This window comes from Streptomyces sp. NPDC051561, assembly GCF_044454195.1.
Classification (GTDB): domain Bacteria; phylum Actinomycetota; class Actinomycetes; order Streptomycetales; family Streptomycetaceae; genus Streptomyces.
The window spans coordinates 725534-749698 of the sequence record NZ_JBITDM010000002.1; the positions used below are offsets into that span (position 1 = coordinate 725534).

Annotated in this window: 21 protein-coding genes; 5 read left to right on the forward strand and 16 right to left on the reverse strand. The window is 71.6% G+C overall.

Annotation, left to right across the window (positions count from 1 at the left end):
• Window positions 1–378: 378 nt before the first annotated feature.
• The 4 genes from ACIA73_RS07650 to ACIA73_RS07665 form a co-directional block, all read right to left on the reverse strand.
• Entirely contained in the window at window positions 379–801 is a 423-nt protein-coding gene (locus tag ACIA73_RS07650; RefSeq protein WP_399437367.1) for a hypothetical protein, read from the reverse strand.
• A complete protein-coding gene (locus tag ACIA73_RS07655) occupies window positions 785–2566 on the reverse strand; it encodes a hypothetical protein (protein ID WP_399437368.1) in 1782 nt (593 codons plus the stop codon). Before ACIA73_RS07655 ends, ACIA73_RS07650 begins: the two co-directional genes overlap by 17 nt.
• A 318-nt stretch (window positions 2567–2884) precedes the next feature.
• Entirely contained in the window at window positions 2885–3037 is a 153-nt protein-coding gene (locus tag ACIA73_RS07660; protein WP_399437369.1) for a hypothetical protein, read from the reverse strand.
• Window positions 3038–3100: 63 nt separating this feature from the next.
• The gene (locus tag ACIA73_RS07665) at window positions 3101–3427 is read right to left on the reverse strand and encodes a hypothetical protein (RefSeq protein WP_399437370.1); all 327 of its coding nucleotides are present in this window, start codon (window positions 3425–3427) and stop codon (window positions 3101–3103) included.
• A 37-nt stretch (window positions 3428–3464) separates the two neighbouring features.
• On the opposite strand from ACIA73_RS07665, the gene ACIA73_RS07670 reads away from it, so the two are divergent.
• Complete coding sequence (locus ACIA73_RS07670) at window positions 3465–4424, forward strand: phosphotransferase family protein (RefSeq protein WP_399437371.1); 960 nt, start codon at window positions 3465–3467, stop codon at window positions 4422–4424.
• Here the strand turns inward: ACIA73_RS07670 and ACIA73_RS07675 are convergent.
• The 5 genes from ACIA73_RS07675 to ACIA73_RS07695 form a co-directional block, all read right to left on the reverse strand.
• On the reverse strand, window positions 4375–5181 hold the full coding sequence (locus ACIA73_RS07675; protein WP_399437372.1) for a hypothetical protein: 807 nt from the start codon (window positions 5179–5181) through the stop codon (window positions 4375–4377). The two genes, ACIA73_RS07670 and ACIA73_RS07675, sit on opposite strands and share 50 nt — an antisense overlap.
• A gap of 186 nt (window positions 5182–5367) precedes the next feature.
• A complete protein-coding gene (locus ACIA73_RS07680; RefSeq protein ID WP_399437373.1) occupies window positions 5368–6357 on the reverse strand; it encodes a malate dehydrogenase in 990 nt (329 codons plus the stop codon).
• Between the two features lie 339 nt (window positions 6358–6696).
• Complete coding sequence (locus tag ACIA73_RS07685) at window positions 6697–8073, reverse strand: DUF2690 domain-containing protein (protein WP_399437374.1); 1377 nt, start codon at window positions 8071–8073, stop codon at window positions 6697–6699.
• A gap of 413 nt (window positions 8074–8486) precedes the next feature.
• Entirely contained in the window at window positions 8487–9590 is a 1104-nt protein-coding gene (locus tag ACIA73_RS07690; RefSeq protein WP_399437375.1) for a helix-turn-helix domain-containing protein, read from the reverse strand.
• A complete protein-coding gene (locus ACIA73_RS07695) occupies window positions 9587–10399 on the reverse strand; it encodes a peptidoglycan-binding protein (protein WP_399437376.1) in 813 nt (270 codons plus the stop codon). Before ACIA73_RS07695 ends, ACIA73_RS07690 begins: the two co-directional genes overlap by 4 nt.
• Window positions 10400–10738: 339 nt before the next feature.
• Here ACIA73_RS07695 and ACIA73_RS07700 point away from each other — a divergent pair, with 339 nt between their 5' ends.
• Window positions 10739–11200, forward strand: coding sequence for a hypothetical protein (locus ACIA73_RS07700; protein ID WP_399437377.1), 462 nt, complete (start codon window positions 10739–10741; stop codon window positions 11198–11200).
• Between the two features lie 139 nt (window positions 11201–11339).
• Here ACIA73_RS07700 and ACIA73_RS07705 read toward each other — a convergent pair whose 3' ends face one another.
• Together ACIA73_RS07705 and ACIA73_RS07710 are read right to left on the reverse strand one after the other, a co-directional pair.
• Window positions 11340–12098, reverse strand: coding sequence for a DUF3017 domain-containing protein (locus ACIA73_RS07705; RefSeq protein ID WP_399437378.1), 759 nt, complete (start codon window positions 12096–12098; stop codon window positions 11340–11342).
• A 31-nt stretch (window positions 12099–12129) separates the two neighbouring features.
• Window positions 12130–12999, reverse strand: a complete 870-nt coding sequence (locus tag ACIA73_RS07710; RefSeq protein WP_399437379.1) for a bifunctional methylenetetrahydrofolate dehydrogenase/methenyltetrahydrofolate cyclohydrolase — start codon at window positions 12997–12999, stop codon at window positions 12130–12132.
• Between the two features lie 255 nt (window positions 13000–13254).
• Here ACIA73_RS07710 and ACIA73_RS07715 point away from each other — a divergent pair, with 255 nt between their 5' ends.
• Complete coding sequence (locus ACIA73_RS07715) at window positions 13255–13848, forward strand: hypothetical protein (protein ID WP_399437380.1); 594 nt, start codon at window positions 13255–13257, stop codon at window positions 13846–13848.
• A gap of 297 nt (window positions 13849–14145) precedes the next feature.
• On the opposite strand, the gene purH is transcribed toward ACIA73_RS07715, so the two are convergent.
• Together purH and purN are read right to left on the reverse strand one after the other, a co-directional pair.
• On the reverse strand, window positions 14146–15702 hold the full coding sequence (gene purH / locus ACIA73_RS07720) for a bifunctional phosphoribosylaminoimidazolecarboxamide formyltransferase/IMP cyclohydrolase (RefSeq protein ID WP_399437382.1): 1557 nt from the start codon (window positions 15700–15702) through the stop codon (window positions 14146–14148).
• Window positions 15699–16376 (reverse strand): phosphoribosylglycinamide formyltransferase, encoded by a 678-nt coding sequence (gene purN, locus ACIA73_RS07725; protein ID WP_399437383.1) that lies wholly within the window; start codon window positions 16374–16376, stop codon window positions 15699–15701. The genes purH and purN overlap by 4 nt, the downstream gene beginning before the upstream one ends.
• Before the next feature lie 303 nt (window positions 16377–16679).
• Between purN and ACIA73_RS07730 the strand changes: the two genes are divergently transcribed.
• On the forward strand, window positions 16680–17564 hold the full coding sequence (locus tag ACIA73_RS07730) for a hypothetical protein (protein WP_399437385.1): 885 nt from the start codon (window positions 16680–16682) through the stop codon (window positions 17562–17564).
• A 162-nt stretch (window positions 17565–17726) separates the two neighbouring features.
• On the opposite strand, the gene ACIA73_RS07735 is transcribed toward ACIA73_RS07730, so the two are convergent.
• On the reverse strand, window positions 17727–19844 hold the full coding sequence (locus ACIA73_RS07735; protein WP_399437386.1) for a DUF6350 family protein: 2118 nt from the start codon (window positions 19842–19844) through the stop codon (window positions 17727–17729).
• A gap of 152 nt (window positions 19845–19996) precedes the next feature.
• Here ACIA73_RS07735 and ACIA73_RS07740 point away from each other — a divergent pair, with 152 nt between their 5' ends.
• Entirely contained in the window at window positions 19997–21805 is a 1809-nt protein-coding gene (locus tag ACIA73_RS07740) for a helix-turn-helix domain-containing protein (RefSeq protein ID WP_399437388.1), read from the forward strand.
• 150 nt (window positions 21806–21955) lie between these two features.
• On the opposite strand, the gene sucD is transcribed toward ACIA73_RS07740, so the two are convergent.
• Both sucD and sucC read right to left on the reverse strand, forming a co-directional pair.
• A complete protein-coding gene (sucD, locus tag ACIA73_RS07745) occupies window positions 21956–22840 on the reverse strand; it encodes a succinate--CoA ligase subunit alpha (RefSeq protein WP_399437389.1) in 885 nt (294 codons plus the stop codon).
• Between the two features lie 21 nt (window positions 22841–22861).
• Window positions 22862–24043: an ADP-forming succinate--CoA ligase subunit beta gene (gene sucC, locus ACIA73_RS07750; protein WP_399437390.1), complete on the reverse strand. Its 1182-nt coding sequence runs from the start codon at window positions 24041–24043 to the stop codon at window positions 22862–22864.
• Window positions 24044–24165: the final 122 nt, after the last annotated feature.

Below are 24165 nucleotides of genomic sequence, written 5' to 3' on the forward strand. Positions count from 1 at the left end.
TCCGGGCACTCCCAGATCCGACGGCACCCCCGACCCTCCGGGCACCCCCGACCCTCCGGACTCCGACGGCACCCTCGGCCCTCCCGGCGCTCCGGACTCCGAAGCCGCCCCCGGCCTACCCGGCGCCCCCTGCCCTCCAGGCCCTCCGGACTCCGAAGCCACTCCCGGCACTCCCGACCCTCCCGGCACCCCCGGCACCCCCGGCTCCGGAGGCCCCAACGGCTCCGGGGGCCCCCACGCCTCCCCCTCAGACCCCCGCCCCTCCCCTTCCTCCCGCTCCAGATCCCGCCCCCGCCTCCCCCGAGCCACCTTCCGCGTGTCCCAGCTCTGCGTCTCCTCGTTCCAGAACGAGTCGCCGCCACCCCGTCCGCTCACCTCTCAGCCCCCCAGCAGCCCGCGCACCGTCTCCGCGACCGCCGCCCCCGAGGCGAGCATCGCGGTGACGCCTTCCGCGCCGGTCAGCGCGGCACGCAACCGTTCCAGCCGGGTCGCTCCGGCCTCGCCGACGGCCGCGATCTCCCCCTCGACCTCGACCAGTTCGGCGTCCAGCACCTCCAGCCGCTCCGTGCGCCGCAGCCGCAGCAGATCCGCCCGCAGCTCCGCCACCTCGGCGAGCAGCCTGCGCTGGGTCTCGTCGACCGGCGCCTGCCCCTCGTGGCTCTCGTAACTGACCTCGTTGTGGTCCCCGATCGCGAAGGCACTGCGGTCCACCGACCCGAAGTGCACGCCCGGCCCGGACCCGCCACCACCGGTACCCGGTCCGGTTTTGGCCCCGCCGTCCCGTTCATCCTGCTGCGCCATGTCCGCCGCCTCCCCGTGTTCCTGGTCCGGATCCGCTTCCCGGTCCCGGACCGCCGTTCCCTGCCGGCCGGTGGGTGACCTGGTTGCCGCCGCCGACGGCGAAGGCACTGTCCCGTACCGATCCGATGTTCACTCCGCCGTTGATCACGTTGGTGATCTGCGCGGAGAACTCCTCGGTCTGCCAGCCCGCGTCCCGCAGCGCCGCCGTCACCCCGTCGGCGACCCGGTCCTCGATCGTTTTCAGATACCGGTCGAAATCCATCTCCTGGAACAAGGACGACGTCCATGCGGAACCCAGTTCCCGGACCGACAGGGCGGGCCCGTCCGGCAGTGCGCCCGCCTGCCCGCCGGTCAGCAGCCGCCAACCGGAGTTCATCGCCCCGATCAGCGTGACCAGTGCCCCGCCGATCGAGGTCGGGGTGTGCGCGAGGGCCCAAGCGGCCTTGCCCACCGGGTTGTTGTGCAGATACCGGTGGGCGATCCGGTCCGCCGACTGGAAGTCGCGGCGCACCGGATGCAGTACGTGCGGCGCCACCTCCAGCATCAGCATCCCGCCCTGGGTGTGCACCCGGACGAAGACCGTGACGACGACCTCCTCCTCCCAGGCACCCACCCTGATCCGCAGGAAGTGCCGGCGCGCCTCGCCGCCCTCCTCCACCGACCGGCTGCGATGTCCCTCGAACTGCTCGCGTGCGTACGGCGCCAGGGCCCGCCCCGGAAGTCCGTCGACCGGCAGGAACACACACTCGTCGATCACCAGCTCACGCAGCCGGTCCCGCACCCCGCGGGCCCGCTCCGGCGTTCCCGACGGCACCCGCAGGCCCTCCACCAGGGGCCGGACGCGGCGCAGGATCTGCGCGTTGTCGATGGGTTCGGGGCTGCGGTCGGCCTGCGGCCTCAGTTCCACGGCCAGTGACCACGGCCGGAACGGCACTCCCGCCCCGCAGAACGGGTCGTCCGCCCGGTACATGATCGTCGGGGAGTACTGTTCCGCCGCGATCCGCGCCCGCAGCCGGTTCAGCCGCCGTCCGGTCAACGCCTCGGCCGGATCCGACCGACGGTTGCCGAAACCGGCCGGCCCCGGGGCGAGTTCGCGGATCATCACGCGGGCGAAGAAGCCGCGCTGGAGGGCCACCGTGACCGCGATCGCGGTGAACAGCACCAGCGTCAGCCAGGCCCGCGCGGGCTCACCCGTCAGCGTCGGCGCGGCCAGCCCCTCGGGGAGGAAGAACCACAGCAGGCCGGTCACCACCTCCAGCAGGCCGCCGACCAGCCCGCCCGATCCCCCGTCGCCGAAGCCCAGCAACAGCAGCCCCAGCAGCGTCAGCGCCAGCAGCACCCGCCCGAACCACCGCACCAGGAAGGCGCCGGCGATCCGGGCCCACGGCGGCCGCTCCTGCTTCCCCCGCACCGCCCGGGCGAACGCCAGCAGCAGGCACGGCACCCACAGCGACAGAAAGAGGTTCCTGGTCAGCGGTACCGCCACCACCCACAGCACCAGGAGCCCCAGTGCCCACCCGGTCTCCGCCCGCCGCGCCCGCATGGCGTGCGAGAGGACCCGTGTCGCGTCGAATCCGAATGAGGGGGCGGGCAGCCGTTCCTCGTGGACGTACAACTCGTCGATCACCGTTTCGCGGTACCGGGGGTCGAGGTATGCCCCGGCGCACAGCAGCCGGGTCGCCTCGCTCACCGCGGGATCGACCGGAGCCCTGCCCGCCGGTTCGGCGGGTGCTCCGCTCGGTCTGGGTACGAAGGGCTGGGTCATCGGCGACCACCCTGGCTTCCTGCGCGGCCGCGCCTGAGGAGGAGCCCGAAGGGGTGGACAGCGTAGAGCCGCCGCGTCCCTCCGGTAACCCTTCGCGGAGTGCCCCGGTCCTGCCGGAGTACGGCTGGCTGGCTCACGGGAGCCTCGATTTCTGCGAACTCCCGAACTTATGAGGAGAGTTGTCGCAAACGGTGGCTTACGGGGCGGACAGAGATGAGGACCGACCCCGTGGCCGTCCAGTTCCCGTGCGCGAAAAACGCCCCCGGACGAGTGACCGGGGGCGTTCAACCGTGCGAAGTACGTGCACCAGGCGGAGGGTTACGGGGCGACGCCCGCCACACCCGGGCCGCCCAGCCCGCCCAGCCCGTCCAGCCCGTCCAGCCCGTCCAGCTCATCCAGTTCGTCCGCAGGCGCGTCCTGTGCCAGCAGCGCCGCCGTCCACAGCGGCATCAGCCAGAGCAGTACGAACACACCGGCGAGCAGGGGCGCGACGTACGCCCGGCTGAGCTGCCCGTCCGTGGCGATCGTGGTCAGCTACAGCCCGGCCGCCGCGCCGAGCACCAGCGCGCCGGTCATCTTGTGGGCGGCGCCCCGTGCCCGGTCCCGCTCCATCAACTGGCGTTCGTCCAGGACCCGGGAGCGGAGTTCGAGGATGCCCTGGGTGGCGCCGTTGAGCACCCCGGTGAAGAAGCACCAGGGCAGGAGCACACCGATCAGCGCGAAGGCGGCCCACCTCTGGTCGTGGGCGAACATCAGCACCACCAGCCACACCGCGCCCACAGTGAGGACGGCATGCGCCGCGACCGCCGCCCTGCGCCGCCCGGCGGTGGCGTGCAGGGCCTTTCCCCTGGGGTCGTTCATCAGTGCCTGCATACGGTGCGGCGACTAACCTGCGGGGATGGTGAACAGCAGGGGTGACAGCGTGAGTTGGCGGGCGACCCGCATCTGGGCCGAGAAGCAGCTGGCCACGGGGGAACGCCTGGTGGACGCGGTGCGGCTTCGTGGCGGCTGGAGTTCGGACATGCGCCGGCTGTACGTGGAGGGCCCCGGCGGCCCGCGCTCACTGGTCCTGCGCTCCTTCACCAAGCCGTTCTATCTGCCGCACGCCCAGGCCCTGCTGACCCGGGAGGCGGACATCCTCGGACTGCTCGGCGGCACCGGCGTACCGGTGGCGCGACCGGTGGCACTGGACGCCACGGCCGCACACTGCGACCACCCGTCCCTGCTGATGACCCTGCTGCCGGGCTCGATACGGCTGGCTGACGACACCGAGGCGGACGCCCGAGCCGACCTGCTGGCCCGGCAGCTCGCCGCCATCCACCGCACCCCGGTCACCGACGCCACCCGCCCCCGCGCCTACCAGCCCTGGGCCTCCCCGGACCGGGTGACCGTCCCCGCCCGGACCACCCGCCCGGAGCTCTGGGCACGCTCCATCGACGCCCTGCGCCGGCAGCCCCCGGCCCACCGGGGCCGGTTCCTGCACCGCGACTTCCACCCCGGCAACGTCCTGTTCACCGGCACCGGCCCGGACCTCCGTATCAGCGGAGTCGTCGACTGGGTGGAAACCTCCTGGGGCCCCACCGACCTCGATGTCGCCCACTGCTCCACCGCCCTCGCCCTGCTGCACGGCGCCGACGCGGGCATGCGCTTCGCCGACCGCTACACCGCCGCCGGAGGCACCCTCACCGAGTCCCCCTCCGACCACCTCCACTGGCGCCTGCTGGACGCCCTCGGCTTCGCCCCGGACGCCGAGAAGGTCGCCGTACCGTGGCGCGAGGTCGGCCGCGGCGACCTGACTCCCGAGCTCCTCACTCGTCGCCTGGAGGACTACCTCCAGTCTCTGTGGGACCGGTACTGATCTCGGCCCCCGTGGGGTCGGCCCCGGCTTCGAAGGGTGCCAGCACGGCCGTGAGCGTGGTCCGCTGCCACGGCCACTCGGACGCCGGGCCGACCACGGCGAAGGCGTACCGCTGCCCGTCCCCCGCCGTGAACACCCGCTGGAGCAGGGTGAGCCGCTTGCCGGTGCGGGTGCTGTCGTACGAGTAACGGAGTTCGGCGGCGCCGCGGCCGGTCGGGTGCAGCGCCTCCAGCTCGAAGCCGGGCAGGTTCCGGTGGGTGGCGACCGTGATCCGCAGTGCCCGCGTCACGCTGATGTCCCGCTCGGCAAGTGGCCAGAACTGGAGGAACCTGCTGTACGGGGCGTCCCCCGACCGGTAGTACACGGACGCCCCCTCGGTCCGCCGCCACCCGGCGGGAACGGCCAGGGTGACCTCGGACGCATCGCGCACCACGGCGAAGTCGGCCGGGACGGTGGGGGTGGGCGAGGCGGCCGGTGTGGGGGTCACTACGGGCGTGGGTCTCGGCGGCTGCTGGGACTGTGAGGGCTGCTGGGACTGCTGGGGCTGGGCGAGCCGAGTGGCCGGCGGTGGCGACGTACCCCCGCTCCCACCGTTGACCAGCCACCCGGTACCCACCCCGAGCACCAGCCCGCCCGCCACCATCAGCGCGGCCGTCGGGGTCACCCGGCGGCGGGCGCTGCCCGTACTGAACGGCGAACGAGGGGCGGGGAGTTCACCCCCGCCGGGCCCCGCGGGGCCCTCTTCGTACTCCACCACCGGACCCCCTCCGTAGGAACTCCCGTACGAGCGGGGGGACATCGTAGGTCGGCGAGGGCCGGAGAGTAAGGCGATTCGTCGAGACGCGGGCTCCGGGGGCGAGACACGGGCTCCGCGTACGTCCGGGCATGACACCGCCCCCGGTGGCCGGAGCTGCCGGGGGCGGTGTCGGTGAAGCGACTTGGCTCAGATCAGGCCGAGCTCGCGCACGGCGTCGCGCTCTTCCTTGAGCTCCTGGACCGAGGCGTCGATCCGGGTGCGGGAGAAGTCGTTGATCTCCAGGCCCTGGACGATCTCGTACTTGCCGTCGGTGCAGGTGACCGGGAAGGACGAGATGAGGCCCTCGGGGACGCCGTAGGAACCGTCCGAGGGGATACCCATGGAGGTCCAGTCGCCGGCGGCGGTGCCGTTGACCCAGGTGTGGACGTGGTCGATGGCGGCGTTGGCGGCCGAGGCGGCGGAGGACGCGCCACGGGCCTCGATGATCGCGGCGCCGCGCTTGGCGACGGTCGGGATGAAGGTGTCGGCCAGCCACTGCTCGTCGTTGACGACCTCGGCGGCGTTCTTGCCCGCGACCTCGGCGTGGAAGATGTCCGGGTACTGGGTGGCCGAGTGGTTGCCCCAGATGGTGAGCTTCTTCAGCTCGGAGACCGGGGTGCCGGTCTTCTTCGAGAGCTGCGAGAGCGCGCGGTTGTGGTCCAGGCGGGTCATCGCGGTGAAGCGCTCGGCCGGTACGTCCGGGGCGGCGGCCTGCGCGATGAGCGCGTTGGTGTTGGCCGGGTTGCCGACGACCAGGACGCGGATGTCGTCCGCGGCGTTGTCGTTGATGGCCTTGCCCTGGGGCTTGAAGATGCCGCCGTTGGCCGAGAGCAGGTCGCCGCGCTCCATGCCCTTGGTGCGGGGGCGGGCGCCGACGAGGAGGGCGACGTTGGCGCCGTCGAAGCCGACGTTCGGGTCGTCGGTGATCTCGATGCCCTGGAGCAGCGGGAAGGCGCAGTCGTCGAGCTCCATGGCGGTGCCCTCAGCGGCCTTCAGGCCCTGCGGGATCTCCAGGAGACGCAGCTTGACCGGCACGTCCTGGCCGAGCAGGTGACCGGAGGCGATGCGGAAGAGCAGCGCGTAGCCGATCTGTCCGGCCGCGCCGGTGACGGTGACATTCACGGGAGTGCGGGTCATGGCGATCTCCGTAAGACAAGCGAAGTGGCGGGGGTTCCTGCCCCTGAGTGCGGGATATCTCGATGTGGAGAGACATCCGCCGGTCAGGCTATCGGACCCGGGAGGGGCCCGGCCCCCGGACCCGTGTGGGACCGCGCACACCGGGACGTACGGGCGTCCGGCACGGGGGCGCAGGGGCGTCCAGCACGGGGACGTACGGGCGTCTCGCGTCCGGAAAGCCCGACGGCCGCCCGCGCCAGGGGGGATAGCGCGGACGGCCGTCTCGGGTTGTGCACCCGTGGGGGGATGTGATGCCTCTGCCCCGAGGAGCGGAGGCCATTCCTCCCTTCTTGCAGGTTTTTACTCGGCGACCGTGCAGCCCTTCTTGCCGGTCTTCAGGGTCGCGCAGGCCTTCGCCTCGTCGGCGGTGGCCGCGGCCACCATCGGGGTGTAGGCGTCGGAGGCGGCGTTGACCAGGCCCTTCTGGCCGGCCGCCGAGGTGTCCGAGGAGACGGTCACCTTGTCGCCGTTGGCGGCGCCGGTGATCCGGGCCCAGGCCGCACCGCAGGTCTTGCTGTAGCGGACCTCGATGTTGGTGGTGCCGACCGTGCCCCGGGCGGAGGTGATGGCGTACTGGCCGCCGCAGCCCATCGCTTCGGGGTCCTTGCCCTCGCAGGCGTCACCGCTGCACTTGACGCCCGCGGGGAGCTTGGGTGCGGTGGTCTTGGCCTTCGAGGGCGCCGGGGTGTTGCCCGCCTTCGGCTTGTCGTCACCGCCACCGGTCAGCAGCACCGCGGCGACGATCACCAGGAGTGCGCCGACGACGCCCGCCAGGAACATCGTCAGCTTGCGCCGCTGACGCTGGCGGTCCGGCGCCGAGTTGGGCGGCGGCGGGGTGCTGGAACGAGCGGCCGCGGCACCCGGCGGGCGACCGTAGGTCGGGTCGTCGAGAGCCGGGTTGGCGGACGAGGAGGACGGCTTGGACGAGCTGTTGTAGCTCTGGCCCTGGTGGAAGCCGCGCTCGAAGTCGCTGGCGTAGTCCCGCTCGTGCTCGGGACGGCCGGTGCTCCTGGCGCCCGCACCGACACCCGTGCCCGCACCCGCACCCGCCGCGGGGCGTCCCGCTCCGGAACCGGAGGCGGGGCGCTGCTTGGGCAGGCCGGTGGAGAGATTGGTGGTCATGTCGAACGCGTCGCTGTTCGCCGGGCTCTGCGGCCGGGCGGCGCGCGGCGTCTCGGACGTACGGGAAGAACCCGACGCACCCGATGCCCCCGGGCGGGCGGCACGGTCGGAGACCGCGCCGGGACCGGCCGCGCGCGCGGACGACGACGCGGACGACGGCGGGGCGGCGCTCGACTGCTTGCGGGCGCGCCCGTTCTTCGCCGCCGCGGGCTGGCCGAACTCACCCAGGGCGGCACGCGCCTGGGAGATCCGGATGGCTTCCATGGTCATGTCGTGGCGCATCTCGGAGCGGCTCCAGGCGCGCTCCGCGAGTTCCCACATGGTGGTGAGGTGAACGGGATTGGTCCCGGTCACCTCGGACAGCGCGACGACCGCGCCCTTGGGTGCGAGCAGCCGTCCATTGAGATAGCGATCCCAGGACGTCTTGCTGTACCCGGTGCGGTCCGCGACGGCCGCGACGCTCAAGCCGCTTCGGTCCACGAGCCTGCGCAACTGGTTCGCGAACTCCCTGACCTGCGGGTCGAGTCCCTCCGGCAGCGCTTTCCAACGAGGCATTGCTTCCCCCTTGTCCCCCCGTACGTTCCTGATGTGCCCCGCGCTCTTTCCCCTGCCCCCTGCCCAGGTCCCTACGGACCTGGGGAAAACCTGGCTACCCAGAGAGGGATGCGCGAAGCCAGGATGTCAGTTCCTGGGGTGGGAGCGCACGGGAGCAAATCGGAACTCTGGCGCACCCCATTGCGCGCTCCCGTTCCGATCGCCTGTATCAGTGTCCCATCGTTGCTGTGTGCGGATTGCCGGAGCCCTGGGCTCTCGCCCCGGTAACCCACTATGTCCCAACAAGTCGCCTCTTCCACCTTCTTCGCACAAAACAAGATCATTGCGGTGATCCATTCCGGAACGCCGGACCTCAAGACGTCCCTCAATCCCGAAATGGTTCCCTCCAGTTGTGCTTGTCGATCACTTTTGGATCACCTGTCGAAGCACTCCGGAGCACCCCCCGCCGCAGGCTCCAGACAGACCCGCGCACCGGCGGGATCACGTGGCGCGGTCATCGGCGTGACGACGTAACTTGTGGCATCCCCCACATCAACCGCCTCCGCACGCATCACCTTTCGACCATTTTCGCCCGATTCATTCCCAGCTTCACCCTTGCCGCCGCCCTCTACTTCCGCACCCTCGTCCTCGCCCTCGTCCGCGAGTGCCGGGTACAGCGCGACCTTGTCCCCCACCTTCAGGTTCGAGGCCCGCACCCACATCGACCGGCAGACCTCGCTGTACCTGATCTCCAGCCGCTGCCCGCCCTTCGCGTACCGGTCCACCAGCGAGGTGGCCGCCCCCTGCTGCCCGCACCCCATCCCCCTGGGCATCCGCCCCTCGCACCGCGCACCGAGACAGCCCGCCTCCACACCGGTCGCCCCGGCCGCGCCCGTCGGCCGCCTGGTCGGCTCGCCGCCCTCGACGACCTGCGGGTTTCCCGCCCCAAAGGCGGCCAGCCCGATGAATACGGCCGCCGCACCGGCCAGCGCCCCGACCCCGATCAGGGTGTGCGGCCGCCACCTCCGCCGACGTACGGCATCCGGCGCCTCGGGCTCCCTGGATACCTCCGGCACCTCGGGCACATCGGACACCGGACCGTCACATGGCGGCGCCCCCGCCTCCGGGCTCCCCGACCGCCCGCTCCACGCCGCGTCCGCCAGCTCCCAGAGCGCCAACATCCGAGGGCACGGCGCGCCGGCCACCGCGCACAGCGCCTCCACGGCCTGCCTGGGGACCGGCTTCTTCCCGTTGAGATAGCGCTCCCAGGAGGACTTGCTGTACGGAGTCCGCTCGGCCAGCGCGGCCAGGCTGAGACCGGTACCGGCCTTCAACTCCCGCAATTCCTGTGCGAGATGGGCACAGTCACCGCCCATCCCGGTCACGTGTCGAGCGGGTCGCCGGGGCCTTTCGGGGCGCTCGGTCGGCTCTGCCCGCTCTGTCCGCTCGGCCTGCTGGGGCCGCTCGGTCGGCTCGGTCCGCTCCGGGCGCTCGGTCGGCTCGGCCCGCTCCGGGCGCTCGGCCCGCTCGGTACTCATCGGCGCAGCTCCCGCCAGGTGTTCTCCCCGACGATTCCGTCCACGACCAGTTTGTGCCGTCGCTGGAAGGCCTTGACCGCGTCCTCGGCCCTGGTCCCGTAGAGCCCGTCGGCCGTGCCGGGATCCAGCCCGTGGTGACGCAGCAGGCACTGCGCCTCGACCACGTCCCAGCCCTCGGTGTTGGGCATCAGGAGGGCGTCCCGGCTGACGCTGTGTCCGGCGTAGAGACCGCCGTCCTTGCGGCCGGTCCCGCAGGGATAGGTACGGCCTTCCCGGTAGGTGTAGGTGTACGACCCGGGGTCGGCCGCCTCGTCGCGGGCCGCCTCGGCGAGGGCGTACCCGGCGGCGAGGCCGACGAGCAGGGCGAGGGCGAGGACGCTCAGGAGGGGCGGGCCGAGGGGGAGGGTGCGGGTGGACGGGCCGCCGGCGGGCGGCTCCTGCGGCTGGCCGGGTGCCTGCCTCTTCGGCAGGCCGCCCTCCGGTACGCCGCCCTCCGGTACGCCTTCGTCAGGTACGCCCTCCTCCGTCAGGCCGCGTGCTCGCCCCTCCCGCTCGCGGGCCGCGACGTCGTGCAGGACCAGCAGCCGGGTGGGGTCACTGCCGCAGACCCGGGCCAGTTCCCCGACCGCCTCTCTGGGGGCGGGTGTGCGGCCGTTGAGATAACGCTCCCAGGAGGAGCGGCTGCTGGCGGTCCTGGACTCCAGGGCGGCCAGACTGAGGCCACTGTGGTCCTTCAACCGCCTGAGCTGGACGACCAGTTGACGGTCCCGTTCGCCCAGCTGTGACGGCAGTGCCTTCCAACGCGACATGTTCACCCCGTACGCGTTTGTGCTTCTCCGGGCACACCGCGCCCGGACCCCCGAACCGGGGCGAACTCCTACCCCCGGCAGTCCCCACTCAGGATGCGGAGGGCCGCCGGGAGGGTTCCCGGTCACGGCGCACCGAGGCATGTTCCGGACATTCTCCGGGCGCCCCCACCATCCCGCGCATCCCCTCCGGACGTCCTGGGACGAGGTGTCCCCGCAGGTGACGGCGTGGGACGTCCCACCTTGACCCGGGGGCGGCGACCGCTCTGGCGGCGACCGGAAGTGGACCCGCACCGTGGTGGACGTACCGCGAATCGCAGTACGGCAACGGGGAGGAACCACATGCGAGCCCACACCCACAAGCGAGCCGTCGCGCTCACCACGGCGGTCCTGTCGGTCGGCGGTCTGTTCGCCGTCGGCCCGGCGTCCGGCGCCGCGGCCGCACCGGCCCAGGCCCGGACCGTGCAGTCCGCCGGCGCGACTTCGGCGCAGGCCGGGTCCGAGGTCGCCACCACCGGCGTCAACGCCCAGGCCCGCTGCAACTGGCCGCGCGTCTGCTTCTACCGGTACGGCACCCTCAAGGCGGCTTACAAGGACAAGGGATTCCAGTACCTGGGCGCGCGCGGCCGCTCGTCCAACCGGATCGTCAACACCCGCCGCGACGACGGCGCCCGCATCTACGTCCAGCGCTACAACGGCTCCGGGAAGCACTGGGAGTGCGCCAGGCCCGGCAGGAGCTACGGGCTGAAGGCCGGATGGATGCCGTACGCGATCAACATCCGCAACAGCCCGACCTGCCGCTGAGGGCCGCTGACGGCGGCTGACGGCGGCTGACGGCTGATCGCCGGCCGGTAGGCGGTACGTCGATGGCCCGGTCCCCCCTCGGGGGAGGGACCGGGCCATCGTCCAGTGCGGGTGCGACCGTTCCGTACGGACGCGCCTGTCAGCGCACCGTGAAGCGGACCGCCGTCTCCAGGACCGGGATCGTCAGCCAGGGGTCCGGCTGCGTCATCATCGCCAGCATCGTGATGGCCAGACCCAGCACTCCGTACGTCACGATGTCGGTGAACCGGGAGCGGACCGCCAGCATCCCCACCGAGGGCAGCACCCAACGCATCGCTCCCCCGGTGAGCATGGCGACGCCGATCAGCACGGTACCGAGGCGGAACCCCATGTCGAACGCGTCGACCGCCACCAGCAGCAGCCCGACGCCGGCCATGCCGAGCACCGTGATCAACGGCCACTGTCTGGCGGGCGCGGGCGCGTCCCCGCCGGCAGCCCGGCCACCGCCCTCGGGCCTGGCGGTGTCCCTGGTGAGCATCGGGAACCGCCGGGACGACTTCACCGGACCGTCGGGACCGGGAGCACTGACGGCACCTTTGGCGGCGGGCTCGGGGTCCGCTTCGGGGGCGGCGGGCTCGGGATCCGCCTTGGGGGCGGGCTCGGGATCCGCTTCGGGTTCACTGTGGGACGAGGGCTCACCGTCGGACGAGGGCGCGACCTCCGCAGCCCCCGGACCGGCAGCCTCCGCAACGGACTTGGGCTCCGTCACCGCACCGGCCGCGCGCGCGGACTCCACCCCCGGGCCGGAACCATTCCCGGGCGTGGACGCCGGCTCTCCCCCGGTCACCTGCCCCGGAGCGGCCGTCGCCCGGTCCTCGGCTCCCACGGAGCCACCCTCGTTCGCTGCCTTGCCGGCCATCGTCCTCGCTCCTCGTCCGTACGGTGGTGGCTCAGCCCGCGGACGCGGAACCGGCTGCCCGCTCCGCCGCCTCAACGACGTTGACCAGGAGCTGGGCACGGGTCATCGGACCGACGCCACCCGGGTTGGGGGCGACCCAGCCCGCGACCTCCGCGACGCCCGGGTGGACATCGCCGACGATCTTTCCGTTCTCGTCGCGGCTGACGCCGACGTCCAGAACGGCCGCGCCCGGCTTGACGTCCTCGGGCTTGATCAGGTGCGGCACACCCGCGGCGGCCACGATGATGTCGGCCTGGCGCAGGTGGGAGGAGAGGTCCCGGGTGCCGGTGTGGCACTGGGTGACCGTGGCGTTCTCGGACTTGCGGGTGAGGACCAGCGGCATCGGGCGGCCGATGGTGATGCCGCGCCCGACGACGACCACATGGGCGCCGGCGATCTCGACACCGTGGTGACGGAGCAGCTGGACGATGCCGTACGGGGTGCAGGGCAGCGGACCGGGCTCACCGATGACGAGCCGGCCCAGGCTCATCGGGTGCAGGCCGTCGGCGTCCTTGGCCGGGTCCATCAGTTCCAGGACGCGGTTGGTGTCGATGCCCTTGGGGAGCGGGAGTTGAACGATGTAGCCGGTGCACGCGGGGTCCTCGTTGAGTTCCCGTACCACCGCCTCGATCTCCTCCTGGGTTGCGGTGCTGGGCAGTTCGCGCTGGATGGAGGCGATGCCCACCTGGGCACAGTCGCGGTGCTTGCCCGCGACGTACCACTTGCTGCCCGGGTCGTCACCGACCAGCAGGGTTCCAAGCCCGGGAACGATTCCCCGGCTGATCAGGGCCGCGACGCGGCCGTTGAGTTCGGACTTGATCGCGGCTGCGGTGGCCTTGCCGTCGAGAATCTGGGCGGTCATGGACCCATCTTCGCGGAAGACCGGGCCAGGGTTCCAATTCGGCCCCGCCCCTGTGCCGTCCGTCATGTCACCAGCTGGAATCAAACGTTGCACTTACACAACACATAGAACATTCGGCTGGACAAAAAGCCGACCGTAATACAACGATGTGGCGCGCAGTTACGCGGCAGCACAGGGGGGAACACCGCTCGATCCACGTACTTCCTCCGCTTGGCCCGCACCGTCCCCAAAGCACCACCAACGGAGGAATCGCACGTGAGCTTCGGCGACCCCAACAACCCTTACGGCCAGCCCCAGCAGCCCCAGGGCCAGCAGCCCGGTTACGGCTACCCCCAGCAGCAGCCCGGATACGGCTACCCGCAGCAGGCCCCGCAGGGCGGGCCGATGTACGGCGGCGGCTTCACCCCGATGGAGATGCCGAGCGGGGTGAAGGCGGCCCGCGTGATGCTCTTCATCCTGGGCGGTCTCCAGGCCATCGGTGGCGTCATCATGATGGCCGCCAGCGCCTGGTTCAGCGAGCTGATGGCGGACTCCGGCAACACCCAGGGCCTCAACAGCGAAGACATCGACACCGTCAGCGGCGTCGGCGCGGGCATCATGATCTTCTTCGGTGTGATCATGATCGGCGTGGCGCTGTGGGCCATCCTCACCGCCGCCAAGTTCGGCACCGGCCGCGGTGGCATCCGTGTCTCGGCGATCATCTACGCCTCGATCCTCACGCTGCTCAGCGTATTCAGCCTGCTGACGATGAACATCTTCGCGCTGATCAGCCTGGCGCTGGGCATCATGATCATCGTCTTCTGCGCCAACACGGCCGGCGGCCAGTGGTTCAACCGCCCGCGCGGCTGACCGCAGAGCCGAGCTGACACAGCACGGACACCCCTCCGGTCCCGTACCGGAAACCGGGCCGCCACTTCCTCGCTCGTCGCGAGGAGTTGGCGGCCTTTTGTCCGCCGCCGCGCTGCTGAGTCGCTGAGCCCGCGGAGAGCAGGACTGACAGATAACAGCTGACAGATTTCAATATCCGTCAGCTGTTATCTGTCATCTGATATCTGACATCCGTCAACTCATACCCGTCAGCGGATATCCGTCAACTGACAGCTGACAGCTCTCAGTTGTCAGCTGTCAGCTGTCAGCTGTCAGCTGTCAGTGGAAGAAGTGACGCGTGCCCGTGAAGTACATCGTCACGCCGGCCTTCTTCGCCGCCTCGACGACCAACTCGTCGCGGACCGAACCACCCGGCTGGACCACGGCCTTGATGCCCGCGTTCAGCAGGATCTCCAGGCCGTCCGGGAACGGGAAGAACGCGTCGGACGCGGCGTACGAGCCGCGCGCCCGCTCCTCGCCCGCCCTCTCGACGGCCAGCTTGGCGGAGTCGACGCGGTTGACCTGGCCCATGCCGACGCCGACGGACGCGCCGCCCTTGGCGAGCAGGATGGCGTTGGACTTGACGGCACGGGAGGCCTTCCAGGCGAAGGAGAGCTCGTTCAGCTCGTCCGCCGAGAGGGCTTCGCCGGTGGCCAGCGTCCAGTTGGCCGGGTTGTCGCCGTCGGCCTGGAGGCGGTCGGTGACCTGGAGGAGGGCGCCGCCGTCGATCGGCTTCACCTCGACGGTGTCCGAGGGGGCGCCGTCGCAGCGCAGTACCCGGATGTTCTTCTTGCGGGCCAGGACCTCGACGGCCCCGTCCTCGTAACCCGGGGCGACGATCACCTCGGTGAAGATCTCCGCGACCTGCTCGGCCATGGCGACCGACACCGGGCGGTTGACGGCGATCACGCCGCCGAACGCCGAGAGCGGGTCGCAGGCGTGCGCCTTGCGGTGCGCCTCGGCGACGTCGTCACCGATCGCGATGCCGCACGGGTTGGCGTGCTTGATGATCGCGACGCAGGGCTCGGTGTGGTCGTAGGCGGCGCGGCGGGCGGCGTCGGTGTCGGTGAAGTTGTTGTAGCTCATCTCCTTGCCGTGCAGCTGCTCGGCCTCCGCGAGACCGCCGTTGCCGTTGACGTACAGCGCGGCACCCTGGTGGGGGTTCTCGCCGTAGCGCAGGACGTTGTTGCGGCTGTACGTCCGGCCGATGAAGTCCGGGAAGCCACTGTCGTCGGCGGCGGCGTAGTCGTCGGCGAACCAGGCGGCGACCGCGACGTCGTACGCGGCCGTGTGCTGGAAGGCCTCACCGGCGAGGCGCTTGCGGGCGGTGAGGTCGAAGCCGCCGCCGGAAGCGGCCGCGAGTACATCGGCGTACCGCTCGGGGCTGGTGACCACGGCGACCGACGGGTGGTTCTTGGCGGCGGCGCGGACCATCGAGGGGCCGCCGATGTCGATCTGCTCGACGCACTCGTCGGGGCTCGCGCCCGAGGCGACGGTCTGGGTGAAGGGGTAGAGGTTCACCACGACCAGGTCGAACGGCTTGATCTCCAGCTCGGCGAGCTGCCGCTGGTGGTCCTCCAGGCGCAGGTCGGCGAGGATGCCGGCGTGCACCCGGGGGTGCAGGGTCTTGACCCGGCCGTCCAGGCACTCGGGGAACCCGGTGAGCTCCTCGACCTTGGTGACCGGCACCCCGGCCGCAGCGATCTTCGACGCGGTGGAGCCGGTCGAGACCAGCTCGACGCCCGCCGCGTGGAGGCCCTTGGCGAGCTCCTCCAGACCGGTCTTGTCGTAGACGCTGATCAGCGCGCGACGGATGGGCTTCAGCACCGTGCTCACGGAATTAGTACCTTTCGTCCCTCTATGCGGTAGCCGTGCCGGGCCAGACGCCCCACGACCTCGACGAGCAGCGTGCGCTCGACTTCCTTGATGCGCTCATGGAGAGCGGCTTCGTCGTCCTCACTCCGCACCTCGACCACGCCCTGGGCGATGATCGGGCCGGTGTCGACGCCGTCGTCGACGAAGTGGACCGTGCACCCGGTGACCTTGGCGCCGTACGCGAGTGCGTCGCGGACGCCGTGGGCTCCGGGAAAACTGGGGAGCAGGGCGGGGTGCGTATTGACCGTCCGCCCGCCGAACAGGGCGAGGAACTCCTTGCCCACGATCTTCATGAAGCCCGCCGAGACGACGAGATCCGGGGCGTACGCCGCGATGGTGGCGGCCAGCACCCGGTCCCACTCCTCACGGGTGGCGTGGTCCTTCACCTTGACGACGAAGGTGGGCAGCCCGGCCTTCGCCGCCCTTTCGAGGCCCGCGATGTTGTCCCGGTCCGCGCCGACGGCGACGACCTGGGCGCCGTAACCCTGAGGGTCGGCGGCGATGGCATCGAGCAGCGCTTGGAGGTTCGTACCGGAGCCGGAGACGAGTACGACCAGCCGGGCGCGGGTCCGGGGGTGCTCGTCGGGGGTGTTCTGCATGGTTCCGGGGGTGACGGAGGGGGGCGGGGAGGCCACGGCGGGTCTCTTTCTCGCGGGTGGTGCGGTTTGTATGGTCGTACGAACGAGTCGCACCCTGCGATACGGGGAACCCTACGAAGGCGCCGACCGCTCGCAACGATACCGGCACACCGGGACGCCCCCACGGGACGGGTGCACGCACGGGAGGTAGCGTCAGGGCAGGACTCCGTCCCATTGCCGCCCCGCCCGCGCGCGGGAGTACGGCAACGGAAGCGGAGCCGGCCGACACAAGACCTTCCGCAGTGCGGAGCACAACGCTCCGGGAACTGCCGGAGGGCCCGAGGGGAAGACGTTCACCTGATGACGGACCGACGCCGCCGCATCGCGGCTCTCCGCCGCCCGCTCCTGCTCCCGCCGCTGCCGGCGGCGGACGGCGGACTCCCCGCCGACCGCCCGGGAGCGGGACGGTCGCTCCGGGAAGGACCGTCCTCCTCTTCCTCGTCCTCCTCCTCGTCCCCGCAGGCACCCGAGGGGCAGGCACCCGAGGGCACTCCTCGCGAGGGCACCTCCACGGACGAGACGAACCCGTTCGCGCCGCCGCCCGAGGGCAGGCCGGATCAGCCGTGGCGGCCCCGTAAGCGGGCGCAGGACGGCAACTCCGCCCCGGACTCCCCCGATTCCACCTCCGGATCCTCCTGGGGCGGTCAGTGGAGCAACCGCCAGCCGGGCCGGGCCGACGGCGGCTTCGGCGGTACGGGCGGCAACGGCCCGGGGCGCGGTCAGGGCGGACCCGAGGGCCCCGGCGCCGGTCCCGGTGCCGGGCTGCGCTGGGACCCGACGGATCCGGCGCAGCGGCGGGCCCGCTATGCGCTGCTCGCGGGCATGTGGGCCTTCTTCTTCGCGGTGTTCACCCAGCGGGAGATCGCCATGCTGCTCGGGGCGCTGGCGCTGTACTGGGGCATCAGTGCGCTCCGCGACAAGAAGAAGCCAGAAGACGCTTCGGCCACCGCCGTGAGCCCCGCACCGGCGACGCCCGCCTCCACCAGGCCGCAGACGACGGCCGCGGTGAGCGGGCTGGTGACGGCGGTGCTGGCGCTGGCGATCGTGGCGGCGACGTTCACCGTGCAGATGGTGTATCGGGACTACTACACCTGTGTGGCGGACTCCCTGACCAAGTCGGCCCAGATGTCGTGCAACGACGAGCTGCCGAAGTCCTTGGTACCGGTCTTCGGCGTGAAGGAGTAGCGGGCGCCCCTCAGTTGGGGCGCACGCGGGATTCGCAGAGCGGGCGGGGTTCGCAGAGCGGGCGGGGTTCGCAGAGCGGGCGGGGTTCGCAGAGCGGGCGGGGTTCGCAGAGCGGGCGGGGTTCGCAGAGCGGGCGGGGTCCGCGTTGGGGCGTGGGCCCCGCTACTGATCGGTCGGCCCGGGCCGGGGTGCCTCTTCCTCATCAGGGAGATCGGCCATCAGCCCACCGGACGCCTCCCGCAGCGCGGCCCACCGCACCTCGCGTGCTCCGCTGTCGTGCCATGCGGACTCCGCTTCGACGGGGAACGCGGGGGCGGGCGCGGGAGTGGATGGGGGAGTGGACGCCGTGACATCGGCGGCCGGGGCCGCGACAGGGGGCGGGGGCACAGCTGTGGGCGGGGGCAGGTACGGCGCCGGAGCCGATGCGGGGAACCCGGTGAACTCCCGGGCCGGGGAAGGCACTTCCGTACCACCGCCGAAGCCGAAGACACCGAGCGCGCCCGCGCCCCTGCGGACCACCTGCAACGGCGATCTCTCCCGCACCCGCCACCCCCGCAGCAGCAACGCCACCGGCACCCCCACCACCACCGTCCACACCACGGACCCCAGCCCCGCCTGCCACCACACCGGCCCGAACTCCGCCAGCCGTTCCACGCCGAGCGACCCGCCCGCCGCCGACGCGAGCACCGCCGTCGACACCCCGCAGCCCACCGCCCCCAGGGCCACGGCACCCGCCGTCTGCCGCCGCCCCCACGCCTCTTCGCGTACGGAATAGGCCGGCGCGGCCACTCGTACGGTGAACCAGGCGACTGTCAGCGCGGCGGCCAACGGCACCGCGGCCACCGCCCAGTTGAGAGGTGTGCCGCGCCCGTCCTGCGGGACGGCGGCCAGCAGCGGGAAGTGCGGCAGAGCCGCCGTGCCCGCGCTGCCCAGGGGGGTCGCGGCCGCTCCCGTACCGAGGCCGAAGCCGGTTCCGATGCCGTACGACGCCGCCCAGATCGCGGCGTTGGGCACCAGCAGCAGCGCGAGGAGCAGTACGGCGAAACGCCCCGACCACTCCCCCGCCAGGTCCAGGAACGACTCCTGTGCCAGGTCGATGTGCATGGCCAGCGACACCCCGACGGCCAGCGCACCGCCCCCCATCAGCACGGCAGTCCCGGCCACCGCGGCGCGCGCCGCGGCCGTGAGCCGGGGGTGGGTGAGCGCACGCCGTACGCCCCGGGGCGCCCACCGGGGAAGCGGTGCGTGCGGGCGGCCGAACGCGGTCCACACTCCGGCCGCGGCTGCCAGGCAGACGACCAGCGGGAGTTGCACCGCGGCACTGACGGGCACAGCGGGCAGCGGGCCCCCGGCCGCGTACAGCGCGGCGGCAGCCCCGACGGCCAGATACCCGAGAGTTACGCCGCCGAAGGCCGCCCAGCCCGACGGCACGTTACGGACGACCTCTGCCCCGTCGCCGTCCTCGGCCTCCTCCTCCAGCGCGTCGCGGGCCGCCCGATGGGCCAGCCACAGGGGCAGTGCGGTGCAGAGCAACGGCGTCAGCCCCACAGGCGCGGCGCCACCGTTCAGAGTCTCCGTGCGCACGAGATCGGCGCCGTGCGCGAGCAGCCACAACCCAGCGGCAATATGCAGCGCCGCCCCGGCCCCCGCGTCCGGATACGGCGAACTGATCCACAACACCATCACCACCACAGCAAACCCCCCGAGCCCCAGCCCAGCAGCCAACACCCCCCGCAGCAAACAGACAGCCCAGGCGGATTGACGATTCCGGGTGGCATGGGGGGAGGGGGACGCGGAGGAGGGCGGGGCCGAGATCGAGGGGCCTCCGGGGGCGAGTGGGGCGGAGGGGGCTGCGAACTCGGAGCGGTCGGGCCGCGCGAGGGGCCCGGAGGGGGCGGCGCGCTCGGAGGAGCCGGAGGGGCCCGCGTGCTCGGAGGAGCCGGAGGGGCCCGCGTGCTCGGAGCGCTCGGAGCGCGCGACAGGTTCGGAGGGCTCGGGGGGCCGGGAGTGCTGAGGGTGCTGGGGGTGTGCGAGCGGTTCGGGCGGGCCGGGTGCCGCCGCCACCGCCGAACTGTGCCGCTGCTTCCCCTTCCCGCGCCGGCCCACGCCCTCGTGCGCCCCCTCGCCCCCGTACACGTCCTCGCTCCCGTACACGTCCTCGCCCCCGCGCGCGTCGTCGCCCCCGTGCTGCTGGGGGCCCTGGGGGTCGTACTCGTGCCGGTGCTCGTGCGCGTGCGGGTGCTGCTGGCCCTGCCGCTCGACCGCTGGGTTCGGATTCACGCGGCCATGCTGCCCACGACACGCGCCATCTTCGCGTAACGGGCGAATGGCCGACGTGTCGCCCAATATACGTTTATGTACTTTTTCGCCCGGCGCAGCACTACGGGGATCGCGGGGGTCACCGGGACCGCGGGAATCACGGGGGTACTGCCATGAGCCCGAGCTACCAGGACTCCTCCCTCACCACCACCCCACCCGCCACCGGCACACCGGTACCGCTGCCGCCCCCGAAGGAACGCCGCAGACTGCGCGAGGCGAAGACGCTCTCCCAGGCCCAGGTCGCGGCGATCGTCGGCGTCACCCGCGAAACGGTCCGCTCCTGGGAGAACGGCCGCACCAGCCCACGCGGCCGCAAGCGCGAAACATACGCCCGCCTCCTGGTCGGCATCGCCGAAGAGCTCCGCACCACGGGCACGGCCACTCCGGTCCGCACCCCGACACGCCCCACGAACAACCCCTCACCTCACGAAGCACCCACCCAGGGCGCCCCGGCCCCCCCGGCGAAGAACCGGACTCGCAACACGAGCGACTCCCCCGCCCCGTCCAGCACCACACCCAGCCCGTCAAGCCCGGCCCGCGGCACAGCCACCCCCGACGACTCGGCCCACAGCACGGCAGCCCCAGCCCGTTCGGCACGCGGCGCGAAGAAACGGGCCCGTGCCGCGAAGCACCCGGCCGCCCCCGGCCGCACCTCGCAAGACGCAGCCGCCCCGGCCGCCCCTGCGCGGGCCACGACCGACCCGGCGGACCTCTCCCTCGCGGTGAAAAGCGCGGTCGGCCCAACGGTCCCGGCAAGCCAGGCAACTCCGGTAACTCCCGTAACTCCCGTAACTCCGTCAAGCCTGGCTCCGACTGCCCCGAATCCACCGGCGGCACCGGTGGCACCGGCGGCACCGGCAACCTTGGCCACTCCGCCTACCCCAGCCGCCCCGGAAACGTCCGTAGCAACTCCCACCCCAACCACCCCGGCCGCACCCCCCGTCGCCCTCGACGCCCCCGCCGCCTCGGCAGACCCGTCGGACCCGGCCGCCCCAGCCAACCCCGACGACACCCTCACCGACCCCGCCGCCCCCGCCCACGCCTTCGACCAGCTGTACGCCCACACCGCCCCCTCCCTCCTCCGCCAGGCCTACCTCCTCACCGGCCGCCACCGCCTCTCCCACGAGTCGGTCCAGCACGCCTTCGACCTGGCCTGGCAGCGTTGGCCGGAAGTCGCGACTGATCGCGACCCAGCCGGCTGGGTACGCGCGGCGGCGTACGAGTACGCGATGTCCCCCTGGCACCGCCTCCGCCGCAGCCACCGCCGCATCGACCCCCCGACCGCACCGCACCCACCCGGCAAGGACGGCGAAGCCGAAAGCAACACCGGGACCCAGCCGGCGTCCGACCCCACCCCCACCCCTGGCCCCGGCGAACTCGCCCTCCTCAACGCCCTCCTGGAACTCCCGCCCCCGTACCGCCGCACCCTCGTCCTCTATGACGGACTCGGTCTCGACCTCCCCGAGACCGCCGCCGAGACCGAGGCCACCACCCCGGCCACCGCCAACCGCCTCGAACACGCCCGTACCGTCATCGCCCGCGAGCTGCCGGAACTGGCCGAGGCACGTACCCCCGCAGAGCAGTCCACCCTTGTGCAGGAACGTCTCAGCAACCTCGCCAGGGCACAGCGCACGGACGACCTCCCACCCGGCGAGAGAGTCCGCATCAGGAGCGAGCGCCGAACCCGCTTCTGGACCAGGGCGGCCATCGCGTTCACCACGCTGATCGTCGGCGCGACCGCGTTCACGCTGGCCACGGCCCCCACCGAGTACCAGTCCGCGCGCCCGCCCGGCGAACCCGTCGGCGGCCTCCCCGCGCTCAGCGGTCCGCAACGGCTGTCGACGTACGACAAGCAACTCCGCGCCAAGCTCCGCGCCGAACCCTCCAACGGTCCGGAACGGCTGCTTCCACAGCCCCGCTGAGCCGAGCCTCCCGCGCAACCAGGCACCGCGCACAACCAGCCACCGACCGCAACGCGGAAGGCCCGCACCCCGGCAAAGGGGTGCGGGCCTTCCGCGTACAACGAGCAGGTACTACAGGTGCTACAGGCCGAAGCCGCAGTGCCGCGAACCTCAGCCCGCGAGGATCGCGCGCGCCAGCTTCGCCGTCTCGGTCGGCGTCTTGCCGACCTTGACGCCGGCGGCCTCAAGGGCCTCCTTCTTCGCCTGGGCGGTGCCCGACGAACCGGAGACGATCGCGCCGGCGTGACCCATCGTCTTGCCCTCGGGGGCGGTGAAGCCCGCGACGTAGCCGACGACCGGCTTGGTCACGTTCTTCGCGATGTAGTCGGCCGCACGCTCCTCGGCGTCGCCACCGATCTCGCCGATCATGACGATCAGGTCGGTCTCGGGGTCGGCCTCGAACGCGGCGAGCGCGTCGATGTGCGTCGTACCGATGACCGGGTCGCCACCGATGCCGACGGCGGACGAGAAGCCGAGGTCACGGAGCTCGTACATCATCTGGTACGTCAGCGTGCCGGACTTCGAGACCAGGCCGATGCGGCCCGGCTTCGTGATGTCGCCCGGGATGATGCCGGCGTTGGACTGGCCCGGGGTGATGAGACCGGGGCAGTTCGGGCCGATGATGCGGGTCTTGTTGCCCTTGGCCGAGGCGTACGCCCAGAAGGCGGCGGAGTCGTGCACCGCGATGCCCTCGGTGATGACGACAGCGAGGGGGATCTCGGCGTCGATCGCCTCGACGACGGCGGCCTTGGAGAACGCCGGCGGCACGAAGAGCACGGACACGTCGGCGCCCGTCTTCTCCATGGCCTCGGCCACGGAGCCGAAGACCGGGACCTCGGTGCCGTCGAAGTCGACGGTCGTGCCGGCCTTGCGCGGGTTGACGCCACCGACGATGTTGGTGCCGTCGGCCAGCATGAGCTTGGTGTGCTTCATGCCCGTGGCACCGGTCATGCCCTGGACGATGACCTTGCTGTCCTTGGTGAGGAAGATAGCCATGGTGTTTGGATTCCCTCTTCCTTACTTCGCAGCTGCGGCGAGCTCGGCGGCCTTGTCGGCCGCACCGTCCATGGTGTCCACGCGCTGGACCAGCGGGTGGTTGGCGTCGGAGAGGATCTTGCGACCCAGCTCCGCGTTGTTGCCGTCGAGACGGACAACGAGGGGCTTGGTGACTTCCTCGCCCTTCGACTTCAGCAGCTCCAGAGCCTGGACGATGCCGTTGGCGACCTCGTCACAAGCGGTGATGCCACCGAAGACGTTGACGAACACGGACTTGACGTCCGGGTCGCCGAGGATGATCTCCAGGCCGTTCGCCATGACCTCTGCGGAGGCGCCGCCACCGATGTCGAGGAAGTTGGCGGGCTTCACGTTGCCGTGGTTCTCACCGGCGTACGCGACGACGTCCAGGGTCGACATGACCAGGCCGGCGCCGTTGCCGATGATGCCGACCTCGCCGTCCAGCTTGACGTAGTTGAGGTTCTTGGCCTTGGCAGCGGCTTCGAGCGGGTTGGCCGCTGCCTTGTCCTCAAGCGCCTCGTGGTCGGCCTGGCGGAAGTCGGCGTTCTCGTCGAGCGAGACCTTGCCGTCGAGGGCCAGAATGCGGCCGTCCTTGGTCTTCACCAGCGGGTTGACCTCGACGAGGAGGGCGTCCTCGGCGACGAAGGTGTCCCACAGGGTCACCATGGCCTCGGCGACACCCTCGGCCACGTCGGCCGGGAACTTCGCCAGGGCGACGATCTCGCGCGCCTTGACGATGTCCACGCCGTCCACGGCGTTGACCGGGACCTTCGCGAGGGCCTCGGGGGTCTTCTCCGCGACCTCCTCGATGTCCATGCCGCCCTGCACCGAGGCCATGGCCAGGAAGGTGCGGTTGGTGCGGTCGAGGAGGTACGAGACGTAGTACTCCGCCTCGATCTCGGGCGACAGCTCGGCGATCATCACCTTGTTGACCGTGTGGCCCTTGATGTCCATGCCGAGGATGTCCGTCGCGCGAGCGACGGCCTCGTCGGGGGTGGCGGCGAGCTTCACGCCACCGGCCTTGCCACGGCCGCCGACCTTCACCTGAGCCTTGACGACGGACTTGCCGCCCATCTCCTCAGTGGCCTTGCGCGCCGCCTCAGGCGTGTCAATGACTTCACCGGCCAGCACCGGTACACCGTGCTTGGCGAAGAGGTCCCTCGCCTGGTACTCGAACAGGTCCACGCGCGTCCGTCCCTTTTCTACTGATCGCGGTTCGTTGCGTTGAATGCGATGGGCGTGCCGCGAAGGCAACGTGACGGCGCTGTCACAGAGGGAGGCGTACACGGTGTCGGTACGCGGCATGT

Coding starts and splice junctions, on each gene's coding strand:
- ACIA73_RS07650 (WP_399437367.1), bottom strand. CDS start 801: ATGGCGCAGCAGGATGAACGGGACGGCGGGGCCAAAACCGGACCGGGT.
- ACIA73_RS07655 (WP_399437368.1), bottom strand. CDS start 2,566: ATGACCCAGCCCTTCGTACCCAGACCGAGCGGAGCACCCGCCGAACCG.
- ACIA73_RS07665 (WP_399437370.1), bottom strand. CDS start 3,427: ATGAACGACCCCAGGGGAAAGGCCCTGCACGCCACCGCCGGGCGGCGC.
- ACIA73_RS07670 (WP_399437371.1), top strand. CDS start 3,465: ATGGTGAACAGCAGGGGTGACAGCGTGAGTTGGCGGGCGACCCGCATC.
- ACIA73_RS07680 (WP_399437373.1), bottom strand. CDS start 6,357: ATGACCCGCACTCCCGTGAATGTCACCGTCACCGGCGCGGCCGGACAG.
- ACIA73_RS07685 (WP_399437374.1), bottom strand. CDS start 8,073: ATGCCTCGTTGGAAAGCGCTGCCGGAGGGACTCGACCCGCAGGTCAGG.
- ACIA73_RS07690 (WP_399437375.1), bottom strand. CDS start 9,590: ATGAGTACCGAGCGGGCCGAGCGCCCGGAGCGGGCCGAGCCGACCGAG.
- ACIA73_RS07695 (WP_399437376.1), bottom strand. CDS start 10,399: ATGTCGCGTTGGAAGGCACTGCCGTCACAGCTGGGCGAACGGGACCGT.
- ACIA73_RS07700 (WP_399437377.1), top strand. CDS start 10,739: ATGCGAGCCCACACCCACAAGCGAGCCGTCGCGCTCACCACGGCGGTC.
- ACIA73_RS07705 (WP_399437378.1), bottom strand. CDS start 12,098: ATGGCCGGCAAGGCAGCGAACGAGGGTGGCTCCGTGGGAGCCGAGGAC.
- ACIA73_RS07710 (WP_399437379.1), bottom strand. CDS start 12,999: ATGACCGCCCAGATTCTCGACGGCAAGGCCACCGCAGCCGCGATCAAG.
- ACIA73_RS07730 (WP_399437385.1), top strand. CDS start 16,680: ATGACGGACCGACGCCGCCGCATCGCGGCTCTCCGCCGCCCGCTCCTG.
- ACIA73_RS07740 (WP_399437388.1), top strand. CDS start 19,997: ATGAGCCCGAGCTACCAGGACTCCTCCCTCACCACCACCCCACCCGCC.
- sucD (WP_399437389.1), bottom strand. CDS start 22,840: ATGGCTATCTTCCTCACCAAGGACAGCAAGGTCATCGTCCAGGGCATG.